This window comes from Nonomuraea sp. NPDC050383, from assembly GCF_044459125.1.
Lineage (GTDB): Bacteria > Actinomycetota > Actinomycetes > Streptosporangiales > Streptosporangiaceae > Nonomuraea.
On the sequence record NZ_JBITIP010000022.1, the window covers coordinates 51,425 to 68,900 of the forward strand.

Below are 17,476 nucleotides of genomic sequence, written 5' to 3' on the forward strand. Positions count from 1 at the left end.
TACGCGGTGAACGCGGAGCGGTTGCCGACCGCCGACGACATGCGCGCCTACGGAGCCCGGCTCGCGGCCCGGCTGCGCCCCGGCGACCTGGTGGTCCTGTCGGGCCCGCTGGGCGCCGGCAAGACGACGCTGGTGCAGGGCATCGCCGAGGGCCTGAAGGTGCGGGGGCCGATCACCTCGCCCACGTTCGTCATCGCCAGGGTCCACCCCTCGCTGGGCCAGGGCCCGCCGCTGGTCCACGCCGACGCCTACCGCCTCGGCGGCGACCTGGAGGTGGACGACCTCGACCTGGACGCCTCGCTGGAGGATTCGGTCACCGTCGTCGAATGGGGTGAGGGGCTGGTCGAGGGGCTGTCCGAGGACCGCCTGGAGATCCACATCGACCGTGAGAGCGGCGACGACGCCCGCCTCGTGACGCTGCGGGGCGTCGGCGCGCGCTGGTCCGGCTGAGGGGCCGCTCTCTCACCCCGTCGCGACACGCCGTTCGAGCGGCCCGAAGAGTAAAACGCGGGTCAACGCCCGGCAATGCTGCCACCCTTGGCATACTCGCCAATTCACGGAAAACATGATCGTTGGCGATGGATTCCCCCAGAATTTCTGGGTATCAGGAGGGGCAGCGTCCGTCTTTTTGGTGGATGCTTGGTGGAAGACGGCGAAGTGGGGTGCGCTGGTGCTCGGTGTCAGGCGATTCGCGTCCGCGGGAGCCATCCTGATGATCGGCGCGCTGGGCTGCTCGGCCCAGGCGGAGACCAGCCCCACGGCCACACCGACCGCAACGGCGACCACGACCGCCACCAGCACCGCGACCACGACCGCCACGGCCCCGGCCGTCCGCCCCTCCATCAAGGTCGAGCTCAACCCCGACCGGGTGACCGCCGGAGAGACGTCGCGGGTGTGGATCCTCGCCAACTGCCCCGTGCCGACCGGCGGCCCCGCCCACACCGGCACCGCCACCTCGCGGGCGTTCGTCAGCGGCGTCCCGCTCAACCCCGCCACCCCGACCCCGGCCGCCGGCGCCACCACCACGCCCAGCCCCGGCCCCTGGGTGCGGGGCGAGGCCCAGGTGTCCGGCACCATCGCGCGCGGCACCTACCGGGTCGACGTCAAGTGCGACGGCACCAACGACACGGGCCGCGCCACCCTGCGCGTCGTCAGAGCCGACCCGCTGCCCAGCGACGTACCCACCCGCGCCCCCCGCGCGGGCGGCGGCGGCACGTTCGGCAAGGACGTAGACGAGGGCTCCGGCCTGCCGCTCGCCCCGGCCGGGGTGCTGCTCGGCCTCGCCCTGGCCGCCGGCGTCGGGATCGCGCTCAAGCGCCGCAACCGAGCCTGACGAGGACGACGCCATGGCACGTCCGGGACGCGTGGTGCTCGCCGGGGCCGCCACGGGACTGCTGCTGGTCATGTTCGGCAAGACCCAGATCGGCACCCAGCAGGCCGCCAAGGTGGTGCCCGAGAGCATCGACATCCCGTCCATCGACGTCGAGGCGCCGCTGATGAAGCTCGGGCTGACCAAGGGCGGCGAGGTGGAGCTGCCGCCGTACGAGAAGCCCAAGGTGGCCGGCTGGTACACCGGCAGCGCGGTGCCCGGCGAGAAGGGCGCCTCGGTGATCGTGGGCCACGTCGACACCAAGACGGCGCCCGCGGTGTTCTACAAGCTCAGGAAGGTCCGCAAGGGCGAGCTGGTCAAGGTGGAGCGCAGCGACGGCAAGGTCGCGACGTACAAGGTGGAGGCCGTCGAGCAGGTCCACAAGGACCGGTTCCCGGCCAGGAAGGTGTACGTGGACGACGGGCTCAAGCTGGTGACCTGCGGCGGCACCTTCGACTACGCCAAGGGCGAGTACGTGGACAACATCATCGTCTACGCCTCCCGAGCCTGAGCCGTCCCCTCCCCGGCACGGGAAAATCGGTTGCCCGGACCCGGATGATGGGGACATGAGTGTGGAGACCAATCCGCCGGCCACCGGCAGCCGCGTCCCATGGGAGCGGGTGCACCCGGCCGCCCGCGCCGGCGTCGAGGAGTTCCTCGGCGGTCCCGTGGCCGAGGCCGTCACACAGGACACCGGCTTCTCGCCCGCCGCCGCCGTGCGGCTGCGCACCGCGGCCGGGCGCCGCGCGTTCGTCAAGGCCGTCGGCCCCGAGCCGAACGCCGAGGCCGTGGGCATCTACCGCGCCGAGGCCGCTATCGCCGCCGCCCTGCCCGCGTCCGTGCCCGCGCCCCGGCTGCTGACGACGTTCGAGGCCGAGGGGTGGGTGGTGCTGGTCTTCGAGGACATCGAGGGCCGCCACCCGGCGATGCCGTGGCGGCGCGACGAGCTCGACCGGGTGCTCGCGGCCGTCGACCGGATGTCCGCCGCGCTCACTCCCGCGCCCATCGCCGCCCCGTCCGCGGGCGAGCTGTTCGGCGACTCCTTCCGCGGCTGGCGCAGCCTCCTCGGCGAGGACACCACCGGCCTCGACCCGTGGGCGCTGCGCCACCTCGACGGCCTGGCGGAGCTGGAGTCGGGCTGGGCCCGCGCCGCCGCCGGCGACACGCTCCTCCACGCCGACCTGCGGGCCGACAACATCCTGCTCGCCGGCGACCGGGTCTACGTCGTGGACTGGCCGTGGGCGTGCGTCGGCGCTCCCTGGTTCGACCGGGTGGCGCTGCTGCCGTCGGTCGGCATGCAGGGCGGGCCGCCGCCGCACGAGCTGGTCACCGACCCCGACCCGGCGATCACCGCGGTGATCGCCGCGTTCGCCGGCTACTTCGTCCGGCAGGGCCGTCAGCCGGCGCCGCCGGGACTGCCCACGCTCCGGGCGTTCCAGCTCGCCCAGGGCGCGGTGGCCCTCGACTGGCTCAGGCGGCGCACCGGCTGGTCCTGACGAGCGGCAGGGAGTGAGCCGGGTGGCGGGTAGGCTATTCAGTCGTGCTGGTCCTCGCCTTTGACACCGCGACCCCAGCGGTCACCGCCGCGCTCCACGACGGCGAGCGGGTTCTCGCCGAGTCGACGACGATCGACGCCCGGCGCCACGGTGAGCTGCTCGCGCCCACCATCCAGATCGTGCTCGGCGAGGCGGGCGCCGCGCTGCGCGACGTCACGGCCGTCGTCGCCGGCAGCGGCCCCGGCCCGTACACCGGGCTGCGCGTCGGGCTGATGACCGCCCAGGCGCTCGCCACGACGCTGGGCGTCCCCGCGTACGGCATCTGCACGCTCGACGCCGTCGCCTACGGCAGCGGCCGCGACGAGCCGTTCATCGCCGCCACCGACGCGCGGCGCAAGGAGGTGTTCTGGGCCCGGTACGCCGACCTGCGCACCAGGGTGAGCGGCCCGGCCGTCGACCGGCCCGCCGACGTGCCCGCGGACGGCCTGCCGGTCGTCGGGGCCGGCGCCGCCCTCTACCCCGACGTGCTCGGCGAGCCGGGCGACCCGCCCTACCCCTACGCGGGCTCGCTGGCCGCCCTCGCCGTCGAGCGTCTGGCCGCCGGCGTCCCGCTCGACCCGCCCCGCCCGATCTACCTGCGCCGTCCCGACGCGGTGGTGCCCGGCGCGCCCAAGAGGGTGACGGCGTGAGGCTGCGCCGGATGACCGAGGACGACCTGCCCGCCGTCATGGCGATCGAGCGCGCCACGTTCCCGCTCGACGCGTGGAGCGAGGGCATGATGCGCGGCGAGCTGGCCGACCAGCCCCGCACCCGCCACTACGTGGTGGCGCTGGTCGACGACGTCATCATCGGCTACGCGGGCATGGCCGCCGCGGCCGACCAGGCCGACGTGCAGACCATCGCGGTGCTCCAGGCCCACCAGGGCACCGGCGTCGGCGGCGCGATGCTGGCCGAGCTGCTGCGTGAGGCGCGCGGGCGCGGCGCCCGCGAGATGTTCCTGGAGGTGCGCGACGACAACCCGCGCGCCCGCGGCGTGTACGAGCACTTCGGGTTCGAGGAGATCGGCATCCGCCGCCGCTACTACGACGACGGCACCGACGCGATCATGATGAGGAAGAAGCTGGATGGCTGACGCACCACTGGTCCTCGGCATCGAGACCTCCTGCGACGAGACCGGCATCGGCATCGTCAGAGGCCACACGCTGCTGGCCAACACCATCGCGTCCAGCATGGAGGAGCACGCCCGCTTCGGCGGCGTGGTGCCCGAGGTGGCCTCCCGGGCCCACCTGGAGGCGATGACGCCGACCGTGGAGGCCGCGCTGGCGCAGGCCGGCCTGAGGTTCTCCGACATCGACGCGATCGCGGTGACCGCCGGGCCGGGCCTGGCCGGGGCGCTGCTGGTGGGCGTCGCCGCGGCCAAGGCCTACGCGCTCGGCCTCGGCGTCCCGCTCTACGGCGTCAACCACCTGGCCGCCCACGTCGCCGTGGACCAGCTCGAACACGGCCCGCTCCCCAAGCCGTGCATCGCCATGCTCGTCTCGGGCGGACACTCGTCGCTGCTGCTGGTGCCCGACGTGGCCCAGGACGTCATCTCGCTCGGCTCGACGGTGGACGACGCGGCGGGGGAGGCGTTCGACAAGGTGGCGCGGGTGCTGGGGCTGCCGTTCCCCGGCGGCCCGCACATCGACCGGGCGGCCACCTCGGGCTCCGGCGCGGCCATCACGTTCCCGCGCGGCAAGATCGACGACGGCACGCTCGACTTCTCCTTCTCCGGGCTCAAGACCGCCGTGGCCCGCTGGGTCGAGGCGCGCGAGGCGGCCGGCGAGTCCATCCACGTGCCGGACGTGGCGGCGTCGTTCCAGGAGGCCGTGGTCGACGTGCTGACGCGCAAGGCGCTCCAGGCGTGCCGCAAGTACGACGTGCACGACCTGCTCATCGGCGGTGGCGTGGCGGCCAACTCGCGGCTGCGCGCCCTGGCCCAGGAGCGGTGCGACGCGGCGGGCGTGCGGCTGCGCGTGCCCCGGCCGGGCCTGTGCACCGACAACGGCGCCATGGTGGCCGCCCTGGGCTCCGACCTGGTGGCCGCCGGGATCACCCCGTCCGCCCTGGAGATCCCGGCCGACTCGTCGATGCCGATCACGACGGTTCATGTGTGACGTGTGCGGCGTCGGTCACGGTGGTCCACGTCCCGCCGGGGTGGCCGGGACCGTCAGTCGCGCCGCTGAGCCGCCGAGCCGCAGAACACCTTGACGGCGATGCCCATGACCTCCTCGGTGGACGGGTTGCGGGTCGAGGGGTTGATCGACAGGGTCATCGACTTGCCGGAGTCCGAGCGGAACGCGAACGTGAGGTATCCGATCAGCTCGCCGCTGTGTCCCCACACCGTGCCGCACGGCAGCCGGTAGGCCTGCAGCCCGAGCCCGTAGCCGAACCCGGCTCCGGTCTCGACCGTCGTGCGCATCGCCTGCAATGACGTCTTGCTGATCAGCTTGCCGTCGAGCAGCGCCGACATGAACCGCTCCAGGTCGGCCGCGGTCGAGATCATCTCTCCTGCGGCCCAGTCCAGCGAGGGGTTCATCCGCGTGGCGTCCACCAGGCCGGGCAGCGGCTCGTAGCCCTTGGCGTGCGGCGCCGGCAGCCCCGCCCGGTCGCCCGGCACCACGGTGTGGCGCAGCCCCAGCGGCCGCAGGATGCGGCGCGTGACCTCCTTGCCGTACGGGTGGCCGGTCAGCTTCTCCACCAGCAGCCCGAGCACCACGTAGTTGGTGTTGGAGTAGTGCCACTTCCCGTCGTCGGGGAGCTTCTTGGCGAAGGCCACTTCGAGCAGCTCGCGCGGCTGGTAGGAGCGGAACCGGGCGTCGCCGCGCCAGCGGTTGGTCGAGTATCCGGGCTCGCTCATGTAGTCGTACAGGTGGCTGGTGTGGTTGAGGAGCCGGCGGACGGTGATCTGCGCGCCGCCCGGCACCAGGCCCGGCAGGTACCGGTCGACGGGGTCGTCGAGCTGGATCCTGCCCTCGTCCACGAGCTGGAGCACAACGGTCGCGACGAAGGTCTTGGTGACGCTGCCGATCCGGAAGTACCCGTTGGGCGACGGCCGTCCCTCGCGCTCGATGTCGCGCACGCCCACGGCGCCCGACCAGGTGTGTCCGCCGTCGGAGACCCGCGCCAGGGCGGCCGTGGCCCCGCCGCCGGCCACGATCTTGTCCAGGTCGGAGCGTACGTCCACACCGTGGCCACCCGCGGTTACGGCCGTCGCGACCAGCACGTTCATCATCAGCTGCATCATGTGCGCAACGCTAGGGAGATCGGCTGTGCGGCGGAATGCGGTGCTCCGCCGACTTCACCTGTGGAAAACCGCAGCAGCTCAGGAGCCGGCATCCGATCCGAACGGCGGGTCAGTCCTTCGGCCGGGTGGGGCGGAGGAGTGCCTCGGCGAGGGCCAGCATGGTCTCCTCCAGCGAGCCCAGGCGCTTGGTGAGGTCCGCCGTGGCCGGCGTGACGATGCCCGTCACCGTGCGCGTCAGCTCCTCGCGGTCGGGCCGCGCCTGGAGCAGCTCCGTCAGCGCGCCCGCCGCCGCCGTGAGACGGTCGGCCTCGTCGGCGGCTCGGGCGGCGATCGCCTCCTCGATCCGCTCGCCGATGCCCAGCGTGACCGGGAGCTGGCTCACCCGCTGGTTGACCGCCTCCAGGTGGTCGTCCACCGTCTCCAACTGCTCGCCCGCCTGCTCGGCGCGGGTGGCGAGGTCCGTCAGATGCCGGTCCACGCCGTCGAAGCGGGTCTGCATGCTCGTCTGGATGGCCGTCTGGATGGCATTTCCCACCTGGTCGAACCGCGTCGCCATGTCCGTGTCCACCGTGTCGAGGCGGGTGGCGAGCCCGTCCACCGTGTCGAAGCGGGCGGTCAGGTTGGCGTCGGCCGTGGCGAAATGGGCGGCCATGGCGCTGTCGCTGCGGTCGAGGCGGCTCGTGACCCCGTCGAACCCGGCCGCCAGCTTCGTGTCGACGGTCGTGAAACGGCCCGTCACCGTGCTGTCGACGGCGTCGAACCGGGTCGTCAGATGCTCCTCGACCTCGCTCAGCCGCTCGTCCAGCGACTCCAGGTCGTTGTCCAGGTGGTTGAAGCGGGCCTCGTTGCGGGTCGCGTTCTCGCCGAGGTGCTGGTCGACGCCGGCCACCCGCTGGTCCACCGTCGCCATCCGCTGGTCCACGGCCGCCATCCGCTGCTCGACCCCGCCCACGCGCTCGTCCACGGCGCCCAGCCGCTCGCCGGCGGCGACCGCGCGCTCGTCCAGCGTGGTCAGCCGGCCGTCGAGGGCGGTGAAGCGGCCGTCCATCCGGCCGTCCAGGGCGCCGAGCTGCCCGTCGAGCGAGACGATCCGCTTGTCGACGGACCCCAGCCGGGAGTCCATCCCGGCCAGGCGGCCGTCCACGCCCTCCATGCGCGAGTCGAGCTCGTCGAGCCGCACCGCGACCTGCTGCTGCGTCTCCTCCAGGCAGGTGGCCAGCTCCTGCCGCGACTCCTCCACCCGCGCCGCGAGCCGCTGCTCGGCGGTCGTCAGCCGGTCGGTCACGGCGCTCACCTGGCCCGCGAGCACGTCCACGTGCGCGGTCAGCCTCTCGGCCACGGCGTCCACGTGCGCGTTGACCTGCTCGCCGACGGCGGCGGCCCGGGTCCCGGCCTGCTCGGCCGCGGCGGCCAGCCGGCCGTCCAGCCCGCTGGACAACCCCGCGGCGATCCCGCTGGACAGCTCGGCCACCACGTTCTCGACCCGGTCGGTGCGCGCCGTCAGCTCGGCGAGCGATCTGTCGAGCCGGGTGAAGCGGCTGGCGGCGGCCTCCATGCTGGAGCCGAGCTGGGCCATGACGGCCGCGAACTCGCCCATCCGCTTGGCGATGCCCTCGCCGCCGTCCAGCACCGACTGCAGCCGCTTCAACGTCTCCTCGACGCCGCCGCCGATGGTCGTCAGATCGTCCCAGATGTTCGGGAGCTCCACCACGGGGGCGACGCGCTGGTGGACCGACTCCACCCGGGCGTCCACGGAGCCCACCTGCGAGCCGACGGCGTCCACGTGGTCGCGGACCGCCTCGACGTGCTGGGCGAGGCCCTCGGCCCACATGGGCGGCTTGGCGGCCATGTCGTCAAGGCGCCCGCTCACCGTCTCCAGCGTGCCGCTCAATCCACCGAGCTCCCGCTCGCGCACCTCGCGCAGCAGCCACTCCATGCCTTCGAGCCGCTGGCGGATCTCGTCGAGGACGGCCCCCTGCGTGCGCTGCTCGTACACATGATCCTGCGCGGCGCGGGCCAGCAGCTCCCGCATTCTCTCCGGGACCTTGCTGTGCCCCCCTGTCTGCAGGAGGGTGGTGTGGTTGGAATGATCCACCGAAAGCTCCTTCACTCGCCGACGGTTCATCGCGCAGCGGTGGGATAGGTCCGGTTTGCAGATGGAAGAAGGAGAACGCGGTAAACCGCTACAGGGGGGAGAACTCCCGCCCGCCCACCTTAGCCTCTCGATCAAGCCACGTCAGTGGTGCGGGAAAATATCGTGGTTGCCGCACAAGCGCCCTGTTTTGCTATTTACGCAGGTGGGCATGGGCGGCAGATCAAGGCGGACGGCTTATCCATGATCCGGGTCAGAATGACCACGGCGGATTCACTGCCCGAAAGTCGCAGATCTCCGCGAAGGCGTTCGATGTCCACGGCGGAGGCGCGCTTTTTAATAGTGATATTTCCTATTTTCCGGTCGCGGAGAGCGGCGCGCAGGCGCTTCAGCGAGAACGGCAGCGCCTCCTCCACCTCGTACCGGGACGCCCAGGGAGTGTCGACCGGGTCGTCCCCGGTGATGTAGGCGATCATCGGGTCGGGCAGGCGGCCGTCCACCAGCTCGGCGACCTCGGCCACGAGGTGCGCGCGGATCGCCGCGCCGTCGGGCTCGTACACGTAGCGGCCCAGCGGGCCGACGGGGGCGACGGCGCCGGTGTCACGCAGGACGTGGCCGCCGGGCAGCAACGTGGCCAGCCGGACCGCCCCGCCGCCCGCCGTCGTGTCCGGCCGGTCGGTCGTGCGGGCGCCGGGGTGCGTCCACAGGGAGGCCTCCTTCACCTCGCCCTTGTACGAGACCCACTCGGCCTCGGCCGTCTCCGGGATGAACTCGTACGGGATGCCCGGGGCGACCTTGAGACAGGCCCACCGGGCCCGGGCGACCAGGTCGAGCACGACGGGCCACGGCGGGGAGTAGGCCAAGGGGTCGAACGTGCGGCCCCTGGAGGTGCGCCGGGCCGGGTCGGCGAACAGCACGTCGTAGTCCTCGGGCGACACGGACGCGGCGTCGGCCACCCGGACCGTGACCCGTCCGGCCGGTCCGAGCGCCTCGACGTTGGCCCTGGCCACGGCCACGGTCAGCGGGTCGGTGTCGACGGCGTCCACGACACAGCCCGCCCGGGCCAGCGCCAGGAGATCCCCGCCGATGCCGCAGCACGCGTCCACGACCCTCGGCCCCGCCCCCTGCGTGCCCGCCCCCTGCGTGCCCGCCCCCTGCGTGCCCGAGCCGGGCGGACCGAAGCCCTGCGGGCCGGAGCCGTACAGGCTGGAGCCGTGCGGGCCGGAGTCATGAGGACCCGAGTCATGAGGGCCCGAATCCTGAGGACGGGAGTCGTGCGGGCCCGGCGGGCGTGTCCCCGAGGCGGTGCCCTCCTCCCGAGCCGCCGCTCCCTGGCGCGTTCGCGAGCCCTGTGAACGGTGTGAGTCGTGCCACAGCGCGGTGAGCCGGGCGGCGCGGTGGGCGGCGACCTCGGCACGGGTGGCCTGCTCCAGGCCGTGCGGCGTGAAGTACATCAGCTCGGCGTCCGCGCCGAACTTGGCGCGCGCCCGGTCCCGGAGCCGCGCCTGGGTGAGCGCCGCCGAGGCGAGCGCGGCGTCGTAGGTCCGGCGCAGGCTCGTCGCGGCCGCCACGGGGTCGCCCCCTTGGAGCTCGCCCGCCTCCGCGAGCGCGCGCTGTCCGCGCGGAGTGAGCAGCTCGGTGAAGGCGTCCAGGTCCACGCCGTACGACGTTAGCGCCTCCCGTGCGGCCCCCGATCCGGGACCCCGTCACGACCTGCGAGGATGGGTTATCGCTCTCAGCAGACGTGTTCGTGTTGACTGTCAAGCCCCTCTTGCATATGTTTCCTGTTGGCACTCTCCCCTTGAGAGTGCCAACGTGCGACGAGGCAGGTCTGGCACCCGCGACGGCAGGCCCCGCTGGTCGCCTCTTCTAGATCATTCAAATCTGAAGGGGAGGTCCGATCGTGACGACCGCCACCAAGGTTCCCGTTAAGCCGCTCGGCGACCGCATTGTGGTGCAGCCGCTTGAGGCTGAGCAGACCACCGCTTCCGGCCTGGTCATCCCGGATACCGCCAAGGAGAAGCCGCAGGAGGGCAAGGTCCTCGCGGTGGGCCCGGGCAACTGGGATGAGGACGGCGAGAAGCGGATCCCGCTCGACGTCAGTGAGGGCGACGTCGTCCTCTACAGCAAGTACGGCGGCACCGAGGTCAAGTACGGCGGCGAGGAGTACCTCGTGCTCTCCGCCCGCGACGTTCTCGCGATCATCGAGAAGTAAGCCGGTGGTGTCGGGCCCCGGGCGCGTGAGCGGCCGGGGCCTTCGACACTAGGAGAGGACTTTCAGCAAAATGGCGAAGATCCTGGAGTTCGACGAGGACGCCCGTCGCGCTCTTGAGCGTGGCGTCAACGCCCTCGCGGATGCCGTGAAGGTTACCCTCGGCCCCCGTGGCCGCAACGTCGTCATCGACAAGAAGTTCGGTGCTCCGACCATCACGAACGACGGTGTGACCATCGCTCGTGAGATCGAGCTGGAGGAGCGCTACGAGAACCTCGGCGCCCAGCTCGCCAAGGAAGTGGCCACCAAGACCAACGACATCGCGGGTGACGGCACCACCACCGCGACGGTCCTGGCCCAGGCCATGGTCCGCGAAGGCCTGCGCAACGTGGCGGCCGGCGCCTCGCCGCTGTCGCTCAAGCGCGGCATCGACAAGGCGGCCAAGGAGATCAGCGACAAGCTGCTCGCCAGCGCCCGCCCGGTCGAGGACAAGAAGGAGATCGCCAACGTCGCGACGATCTCCGCCCAGGACGCCAAGATCGGCGAGCTGATCGCCGAGGCGTTCGACAAGGTCGGCAAGGACGGCGTCCTCACGGTCGAAGAGTCCAATGCCATGGGCATGGAGCTCGAGTTCACCGAGGGCCTCCAGTTCGACAAGGGCTACCTGTCGGCCTACATGGTCACCGACCCCGAGCGCATGGAGTCCGTCCTCGAGGACGCCTACATCCTGCTGACGCAGGGCAAGATCGCCTCGATCGCCGACTTCCTGCCGATGCTGGAGAAGGTCGCGCAGACCAAGAAGCCGCTGCTCGTGGTCGCCGAGGACGTCGAGGGCGAGGCCCTGGCCGTCCTGGTCACCAACAAGATCCGTGGCACGTTCACCTCCGTCGCCGTCAAGGCGCCGGGCTTCGGCGACCGCCGCAAGGCGATGCTGCAGGACATGGCCATCCTCACCGGCGGCCAGGTCGTCAGCGAAGAGGTCGGCCTCAAGCTGGAGAACGTCGGCCTTGAGGTGCTCGGCCAGGCGCGTCGCATCGTCGTCACCAAGGACGCCACGACCGTCGTCGACGGCGCCGGTGACCAGCAGGCGATCGAGGACCGCGTCAAGGAGATCAAGCTCGCCATCGAGCAGTCCGACTCCGACTGGGACCGCGAGAAGCTGCAGGAGCGGCTGGCCAAGCTGGCCGGCGGCGTCTGCGTGCTGCGCGTCGGCGCGGCCACCGAGGTCGAGCTCAAGGAGAAGAAGCACCGTCTCGAGGACGCCATCTCCGCGACGCGCGCCGCGATCGAGGAGGGCATCGTCTCCGGCGGTGGCTCGGCCCTGATCCACGTCTCCAAGGACCTGGACGACCTCGGCCTGACGGGCGACGAGGCCACCGGTGTCGGCGTCGTGCGCCGCGCGCTGGTCGAGCCGGCTCGCTGGATCGCCGAGAACGCCGGTCTCGAGGGCTACGTGGTCACCCACAAGGTCGCCGAGCTGGAGGCCGGCCACGGCCTCAACGCCGCGACCGGCGAGTACGGCGACCTGATCGCGCAGGGTGTCATCGACCCGGTCAAGGTCACCCGCTCGGCCGTCCAGAACGCCGCTTCGATCGCGGGCATGCTGCTCACGACCGAGGTGCTCGTCGTGGACAAGCCCGAGGAGGAGGCCCCGGCCGCCGGCCAGGGCCACGGCCACGGTCACGGCCACTGACGACCTGAGGATCACCGGCTGACGGGCTTCGGCCCGCGCGGCCGGTGACACCACGGCTCACGAACGGCCCGCCCCCACTCCCGGAGGCGGGCCGTTCGCGTGCCCGGCCCGTGATGGGGGAGCTGTGAAGGCGTAGGAGGCGGAGGTGCGCAGGGGAGGCGTCCGGCGTGGATGGTCGCCGGACGGGTGGGTGAGCGCCTAAGTGCAGATCTTCCGCTCAACGTCACACCGTTTGACCTCGGGGTAGCGCGGTGACGGCTTGCTCAGCAGGGGCTGGGGCCTGTGGCGCAGGTGCAGGTCGAAGAAGGCTCGGACGTGACTGCGGGTGATCTCGACGGCGCGGTCGCCGGACAGGCCGGGATTGCGGTGGACACCGAGCTGTTCCACCAGCAGCGCGGTGTCGGTGAAGGAGGCGTGCTCTGCCCCTGTCACCACAAGCCAGCGCTTCCATTCCCTCAGCTGCGCCCAGTCACGTTCCCACGTGGTGTCCTTGCCTCCCGGGCTGTGCATGGCCTGCGTGCCCAGGAAGAGGAACGGCCGCGACAGTCCGCCGTCGGGGATCGGGGCGAAGGCGGTGCCGTCCATGTCGATCCCGGCACGTACGCGGGTGTCCTTCAGCATGGCGGCGATGGTGCTCGCGCCTCCTGCCGAGTGCCCGGCCATCGCGATCCGAGACGGTGCGATCAGCGGAGCGCCCTTCCACGCGGGGTGGGCGCCGGTCAGTTCGTCGAGCACGAAGGAGACGTCGGCCGCCCGGCTCTGGCCCACCTTGTTCCAGAACTCCTGGCCCTTGCTCCCCTCACATGCGAGACACGTGGTGATCCGGCCGTCGGGGAAGGCCGTGGCCAGGCTCTCGTAGGTGTGCTCGATGCCGGCCACCACATAGCCCCTGCTCGCCAGCTCCTCGGCCAGGGCGGTGAGCGAGCTGCGGGGCTCGGTGAAGCCCGGGGAGAGCACGACCAGGGGCAGGCTGTGCTTGCGTCCGGCCGGTTCGGCGTCGCTGAAGGCGTTGGTCCGCGTTCTGCTCAACGCGTCGTACGGCACGCCGGTGACCTCCCCGCCTTTCAGGATGAGCTCCGACTCCTTCGCCGTCATGTACGGGGCCCGTTTCCCGCTGCGGGATCTCGTCGGGTACCACAGGGAGACCATGAGTTCTCTCGCCTTCGCGGCGGGGACCCAGGGATCGGCGCGGGAGGTGTCCTTGAGGTACAGGGACGTGGTGCCGACCGGCTGGGATCCGGTCGGCTCGGGGAGGTGGGGCGTGCCGAGCCGGGTGGACGACAGGTCGGCGGCGACAGCTGCGGTGAAGCCGGGCGACAGTTCACGCGAGGGGGCGTCGGACACGATCGAAGCGAACGCGGCGGAGCAGGGGGTGGCGGCTACGAAGGCGAGCAGGGCCGCGACGGCGGTGACGTCTCGGCGAATCCGGCGGGGCGGCGCTGGTTCGTCGCCCCCGAAGCCTGCGCCGTGCCCTGAGGCGGCGCCGGGCGTGCTCTCCCTCTCCCTCATATGACCCATGAAATGTCCTTCCTGATGAGGCCGCCTCGACGGGGCCTCCGCGGGCGGCCGGTGGCGGGAATGACGTTAGAGGCCGGAGAGATCCGTCCGCGTCGGCTGTCATGCCGATATCGGCCCTGCCTCGAGGAGGAGACCTCACCGGGTCATCCTCGCGATGTACTCCTGGCGGATGCCGGGTCCGGTCACCGAGGCCGACGCGGGACGTGCCGTGCGGTCGGGACAATGCATGAGTGAAAGCGAGCGAACGACGTGTCTGGTGGCAGTCCGGTCTTGATGTGCTGCGCCCCGTGCGGAGGCCCGCCCGGCCCTCACGCCGGTCAGTCCTCGCCGACCTGCTGCTCGCGATCGTCCTGACCGTTGTCGCAGTGGCCGCGACGGCGGGCGCCACAGACGGCGCCCATCGCGTCGCCGGGGAGCGGCCCTCCCTGCTGGAGCCCTTGCAACTGCGGCCCTCTCCACCGCCACGAAGCAGCGACGCCCCGCCTGACCGCCCGGAGCGGCCCGTCGTCCCCGCAGACGACCAAGAGGATCCGGGGCTGCTTCCGCTCCTGGTGGTCCTGACGGCTCTGCCGCTGGCGGTGCGACGTCTGTACCCACTGATGACCTTCTGGGTGGTGCTGGCCGCGGCGTTGGCCACCCGCGACGACGCGACGTGGATCACCGTGCTGGCGTTCGCCATCGCCGCCTATGGCGCCGTGGCCCACAGCCCTCACCGGGCGCCGGCCATCGGGGGACTCGTCCTCGCCACCGTGCTGGCAGGCGCCGCCTTCCGGGACTCCGTCCCGGCGTTGCCAAGCTGGCTGGGACCGTTCGTGGTACTGATGAGCGCCGGAGTCGCCGCCGGTTTCGTCCGATCCTGGCGGCAGCAACTCGACGCCGGCCGCCGTCGATTCGCCGAGCTGCAGCGCGGACAGGAGGAAGCCATGCAGAAAGCCGTCCAGGAAGAGCGCTCCCGGATCGCCGGCGAGCTGCACGATGTCGTCACCCACAACGTGAATGTGATGGTGATCCAGGCTGGAGCGGCACGCAAGGTGATGGAGACGGCCCCGGCCCGGTCGAAGGAGGCCATGCTGGCGGTCGAGGCCGGCGGCCGGGCCGCGATGGCCGAACTGCGCCACGTCATGGGCCTGCTCGCCGGGCCGGAGAGCGAGCGGGCGGGCAGCGGCGCCGACGGGCTCGAACCGCAACCGGGACTCGACCGGCTGGACTCGTTGATCGAACGGGTTCGCGCAGCCGGAGTGCCGGTCAGCGCCGAGATCTCTCCGCCGCCCGGCCCGCTGCCGCCCGGGGTGGAGTTGGCTGTCTATCGCGTCGTGCAGGAGGCGCTGACCAACACGATCAAGCACGCGGCCGGTGCGGCGGCGTCCGTCACGATCGGCCACCGGGGCGACTGGCTGGAGATCGAGGTCACCGACACCGGCGGCAGGCGGACGACGCGCGCCGGAGACGGGCAGGGCCGGGGCCTGATCGGGCTGCGGGAGCGGCTCGCCCTCTACGGCGGCGTCCTGCAGGCCGGGCCGCGGCGCGACGGCGGCTACCAGATCAAGGTGCGGATTCCGTGGACCGCCCCGTGAACCGGCCCATGAGAGTGGTCATCGCCGATGACCAAGCGCTGGTACGCAGCGGGTTCGGGATGATCCTCGCCGCCGACGGCATCGAAGTGGCGGCCGAGGCGGCCAACGGGGTGGAAGCCGTCGCCGCCGTCCGGCGTACTCAACCCGACGTCGTGCTCATGGACATCCGGATGCCGCAGATGGACGGCCTCGAAGCCACCCGGCAGATCATGACAGAAGGTGCGGACGACACCCGCGTGCTGATTCTGACCACGTACGACCTCGACCACTACGTCTACGCCGCGCTCACCGCGGGGGCCAGTGGATTCCTGCTCAAGGACGTCACACCCGAGCATCTGGTGGCGGCGGTGCGTCTGGTGCGTGCAGGGGACGCCCTGCTCGCGCCGACGATCACCCGCCGCCTGGTCGAGCGGTTCGCCCGCCGCGACCAGGCCAAGGCAGCCGTACACCGGGATCTGTCGGAGCTGACGCCCCGGGAGCTGGAGGTGTTGCGCCTGCTCGCCACCGGACTGAGCAATGCCGAGCTCGCTGACCGGCTGAGCCTCAGCCCGACGACGGTGAAGACGCATGTCGCGCGCATCCTGTCCAAGGTCGGCGTCAGGGACAGGGTTCAGGCGGTCGTGCTCGCCTACGAGACCGGCTTGATCGCCCCAGGCTCACTCGGGAGCGGGGGGCCGATATGAAGACATCCCATGAGATGTGACGTGGTACCAATGGTTACAACGCAGCAGCGGCTTCGGATATGAAATAGTGACTTACCCCGGGTAAACCGGAAGTGCTGGCAAAGCGTCGGATGTCGATCTGTGTTCTCGTCTCGGTGCGTTGTCTGAGCCGCCGTTGCTGACGAATTCCGCGCATTTCACCTTTTGGGGTGAAATATTCCTCCAACGCGAAAGCCTTACTGTCGTCATTCGATCACGGGCCGTCGCCGTCTCTTCAATGTGACCAATCCGTAGCCGTTCGCGATGACGACAGGCCCGATCAGTGCGGGCATCATGCCTAACGTGAGCGAGGGAAGCGTCGCCGACGCCAAAATTGGGGTAAGGCTCGCGTCGAGACTTCCGGCACGGACGGATGACTCCGACCTTAGGGAACTGACCAGTCTCGCCGTGCAGGGAGATCGCGGTGCGATCGAATCCCTGCTCGCCGAGTTGCGTCCGATGGTGGTGCGCTATTGTCGCGCCAGGCTGGGCAGGGTTTCAGGGCAATATCACATTGCCGATGACGTGGCCCAGGAGGTGTGCATCGCGGTGCTGTCCGCGCTCCCGCGCTACCGCGACATGGGCCGTCCGTTCGCCTCGTTCGTCTTCGGCATCGCCTCGCACAAGGTGGCCGACGCGCTGCGCAGCTCCGTGCGTTCGGCCGTGCCGACGCAGGACCTGCCCGACGGGCCCGACGACGGACCGGGGCCCGAGGAGACCGTGGTCCGCTACATCGAGGTGGAGCACGCCCGCCGGCTGCTCGCCAGGCTGCCCGACAACCAGCGTGAGTTGCTGCTGTTGCGGGTGGTGTCGGGGCTGTCTGCTGAGGAGACCGGTAATGTACTGGGCATGTCACCAGGTGCGGTCCGGGTCGCCCAGCACCGGGCGCTCGCGAGGTTGCGGCAGATGGCCGAGCTGGAGTCGGCTTGACGCAGGAGTGCGCTGCGGCCGGACCGGCTCCCGGCTCCGTCGCCGCTCCGGAGGACGGGAGCGACGCGCTGCTCGATGCCCTCGCCCGTGGGGAGCCGCCCCCTCATGACGATCCCGCCGCGCGGCTGCTGGCCGCCCTGCGGGCCGACACCTACGACGACGAGGACGGTGGCGCTCCTGAGGGCGGTGCGGAGCCCGTCGGTCAGCGGCGTTCCTCGGTGTCGATGACGCCGTCGACGTAGCCCCTGGCGTACTCCCATGTGACGTAGTCGGCCGGGTCGGGGTGGAAGGCGGGCTCGTGCACCTGTGGCCGGCCCTTCTCGATCATCTGGCGTAGGTTGCCGCGCAGCAGGTCCCAGTCGAAGAAGTGCTGCTCGCCGCATTCGGGGCAGTCGAGTACCAGGCCGAGCACCCCCTGCGGCTCCAGCAGGGAGCGGAACACCTCCACGTCGGCGAGGTCCGTGATGGCCTCGTCGCGCTCGGCGGCCGTGAGCGGCTCGGCGTCGTCGAGCTCACCCATCGCGGCGGAGGGGTCGTTCGGATCGTCCGCGAACGGGTCGCGGGGGACGTCTTCCAGCACCTTCCCACCATATGACCGATGCGGC

The 17,476-nt window shown here is 71.3% G+C and carries 18 protein-coding genes; 13 read left to right on the top strand and 5 right to left on the bottom strand.

The genetic code is table 11. From position 1 onward, the window contains the following. Positions 1-6 precede the first annotated feature (6 nt). The 7 genes from tsaE (at position 7) to tsaD (ending at position 5,021) form a co-directional block, all read left to right on the top strand. Positions 7-450, top strand: coding sequence for a tRNA (adenosine(37)-N6)-threonylcarbamoyltransferase complex ATPase subunit type 1 TsaE (tsaE, locus tag ACIBG4_RS36470; protein ID WP_397206328.1), 444 nt, complete (start codon positions 7-9; stop codon positions 448-450). Between the two features lie 262 nt (positions 451-712). After that, positions 713-1,333: a hypothetical protein gene (locus ACIBG4_RS36475; RefSeq protein ID WP_355453081.1), complete on the top strand. Its 621-nt coding sequence runs from the start codon at positions 713-715 to the stop codon at positions 1,331-1,333. A 13-nt stretch (positions 1,334-1,346) separates the two neighbouring features. Next, entirely contained in the window at positions 1,347-1,880 is a 534-nt protein-coding gene (locus ACIBG4_RS36480; protein WP_310708479.1) for a class F sortase, read from the top strand. A 55-nt stretch (positions 1,881-1,935) separates the two neighbouring features. Continuing rightward, positions 1,936-2,865 carry a phosphotransferase gene (locus ACIBG4_RS36485; RefSeq protein WP_397206331.1) on the top strand — a complete coding sequence of 310 codons (930 nt, stop codon included), beginning with the start codon at positions 1,936-1,938 and terminating at the stop codon, positions 2,863-2,865. A gap of 44 nt (positions 2,866-2,909) precedes the next feature. Beyond that, positions 2,910-3,554, top strand: coding sequence for a tRNA (adenosine(37)-N6)-threonylcarbamoyltransferase complex dimerization subunit type 1 TsaB (gene tsaB / locus ACIBG4_RS36490; RefSeq protein WP_310708477.1), 645 nt, complete (start codon positions 2,910-2,912; stop codon positions 3,552-3,554). Between the two features lie 11 nt (positions 3,555-3,565). Continuing rightward, positions 3,566-3,997, top strand: a complete 432-nt coding sequence (gene rimI, locus ACIBG4_RS36495) for a ribosomal protein S18-alanine N-acetyltransferase (RefSeq protein ID WP_310708554.1) — start codon at positions 3,566-3,568, stop codon at positions 3,995-3,997. Then, a complete protein-coding gene (gene tsaD, locus ACIBG4_RS36500) occupies positions 3,990-5,021 on the top strand; it encodes a tRNA (adenosine(37)-N6)-threonylcarbamoyltransferase complex transferase subunit TsaD (protein ID WP_310708476.1) in 1,032 nt (343 codons plus the stop codon). The genes rimI and tsaD overlap by 8 nt, the downstream gene beginning before the upstream one ends. Positions 5,022-5,074: 53 nt before the next feature. Here tsaD and ACIBG4_RS36505 read toward each other — a convergent pair whose 3' ends face one another. The 3 genes from ACIBG4_RS36505 to ACIBG4_RS36515 form a co-directional block, all read right to left on the bottom strand. After that, complete coding sequence (locus ACIBG4_RS36505) at positions 5,075-6,151, bottom strand: serine hydrolase domain-containing protein (RefSeq protein WP_397206334.1); 1,077 nt, start codon at positions 6,149-6,151, stop codon at positions 5,075-5,077. Positions 6,152-6,260: 109 nt separating this feature from the next. Further along, complete coding sequence (locus ACIBG4_RS36510; RefSeq protein WP_397206336.1) at positions 6,261-8,246, bottom strand: hypothetical protein; 1,986 nt, start codon at positions 8,244-8,246, stop codon at positions 6,261-6,263. Between the two features lie 194 nt (positions 8,247-8,440). Beyond that, positions 8,441-9,901 (bottom strand): methyltransferase domain-containing protein, encoded by a 1,461-nt coding sequence (locus tag ACIBG4_RS36515; RefSeq protein ID WP_397206338.1) that lies wholly within the window; start codon positions 9,899-9,901, stop codon positions 8,441-8,443. A 242-nt stretch (positions 9,902-10,143) separates the two neighbouring features. Between ACIBG4_RS36515 and groES the strand changes: the two genes are divergently transcribed. Beyond that, the gene (gene groES, locus ACIBG4_RS36520; protein ID WP_253781127.1) at positions 10,144-10,458 is read left to right on the top strand and encodes a co-chaperone GroES; all 315 of its coding nucleotides are present in this window, start codon (positions 10,144-10,146) and stop codon (positions 10,456-10,458) included. Positions 10,459-10,528: 70 nt separating this feature from the next. Continuing rightward, positions 10,529-12,148, top strand: a complete 1,620-nt coding sequence (gene groL, locus ACIBG4_RS36525; RefSeq protein ID WP_310708472.1) for a chaperonin GroEL — start codon at positions 10,529-10,531, stop codon at positions 12,146-12,148. Between the two features lie 198 nt (positions 12,149-12,346). On the opposite strand, the gene ACIBG4_RS36530 is transcribed toward groL, so the two are convergent. Beyond that, the gene (locus tag ACIBG4_RS36530; protein WP_397206340.1) at positions 12,347-13,657 is read right to left on the bottom strand and encodes an alpha/beta hydrolase family protein; all 1,311 of its coding nucleotides are present in this window, start codon (positions 13,655-13,657) and stop codon (positions 12,347-12,349) included. Between the two features lie 296 nt (positions 13,658-13,953). Here ACIBG4_RS36530 and ACIBG4_RS36535 point away from each other — a divergent pair, with 296 nt between their 5' ends. The 4 genes from ACIBG4_RS36535 (at position 13,954) to ACIBG4_RS36550 (ending at position 17,113) form a co-directional block, all read left to right on the top strand. Next, positions 13,954-15,240: a sensor histidine kinase gene (locus tag ACIBG4_RS36535; protein WP_397206342.1), complete on the top strand. Its 1,287-nt coding sequence runs from the start codon at positions 13,954-13,956 to the stop codon at positions 15,238-15,240. Between the two features lie 8 nt (positions 15,241-15,248). Next, positions 15,249-15,923, top strand: a complete 675-nt coding sequence (locus ACIBG4_RS36540; protein ID WP_397206445.1) for a response regulator — start codon at positions 15,249-15,251, stop codon at positions 15,921-15,923. A gap of 312 nt (positions 15,924-16,235) precedes the next feature. Further along, complete coding sequence (locus ACIBG4_RS36545) at positions 16,236-16,871, top strand: sigma-70 family RNA polymerase sigma factor (protein ID WP_310708553.1); 636 nt, start codon at positions 16,236-16,238, stop codon at positions 16,869-16,871. Then, positions 16,868-17,113, top strand: a complete 246-nt coding sequence (locus ACIBG4_RS36550) for a hypothetical protein (protein WP_397206344.1) — start codon at positions 16,868-16,870, stop codon at positions 17,111-17,113. The genes ACIBG4_RS36545 and ACIBG4_RS36550 overlap by 4 nt, the downstream gene beginning before the upstream one ends. Here ACIBG4_RS36550 and ACIBG4_RS36555 read toward each other — a convergent pair. Then, complete coding sequence (locus ACIBG4_RS36555) at positions 17,074-17,451, bottom strand: DUF5319 domain-containing protein (RefSeq protein WP_175587859.1); 378 nt, start codon at positions 17,449-17,451, stop codon at positions 17,074-17,076. The genes ACIBG4_RS36550 and ACIBG4_RS36555 overlap by 40 nt on opposite strands. Positions 17,452-17,476: the final 25 nt, after the last annotated feature.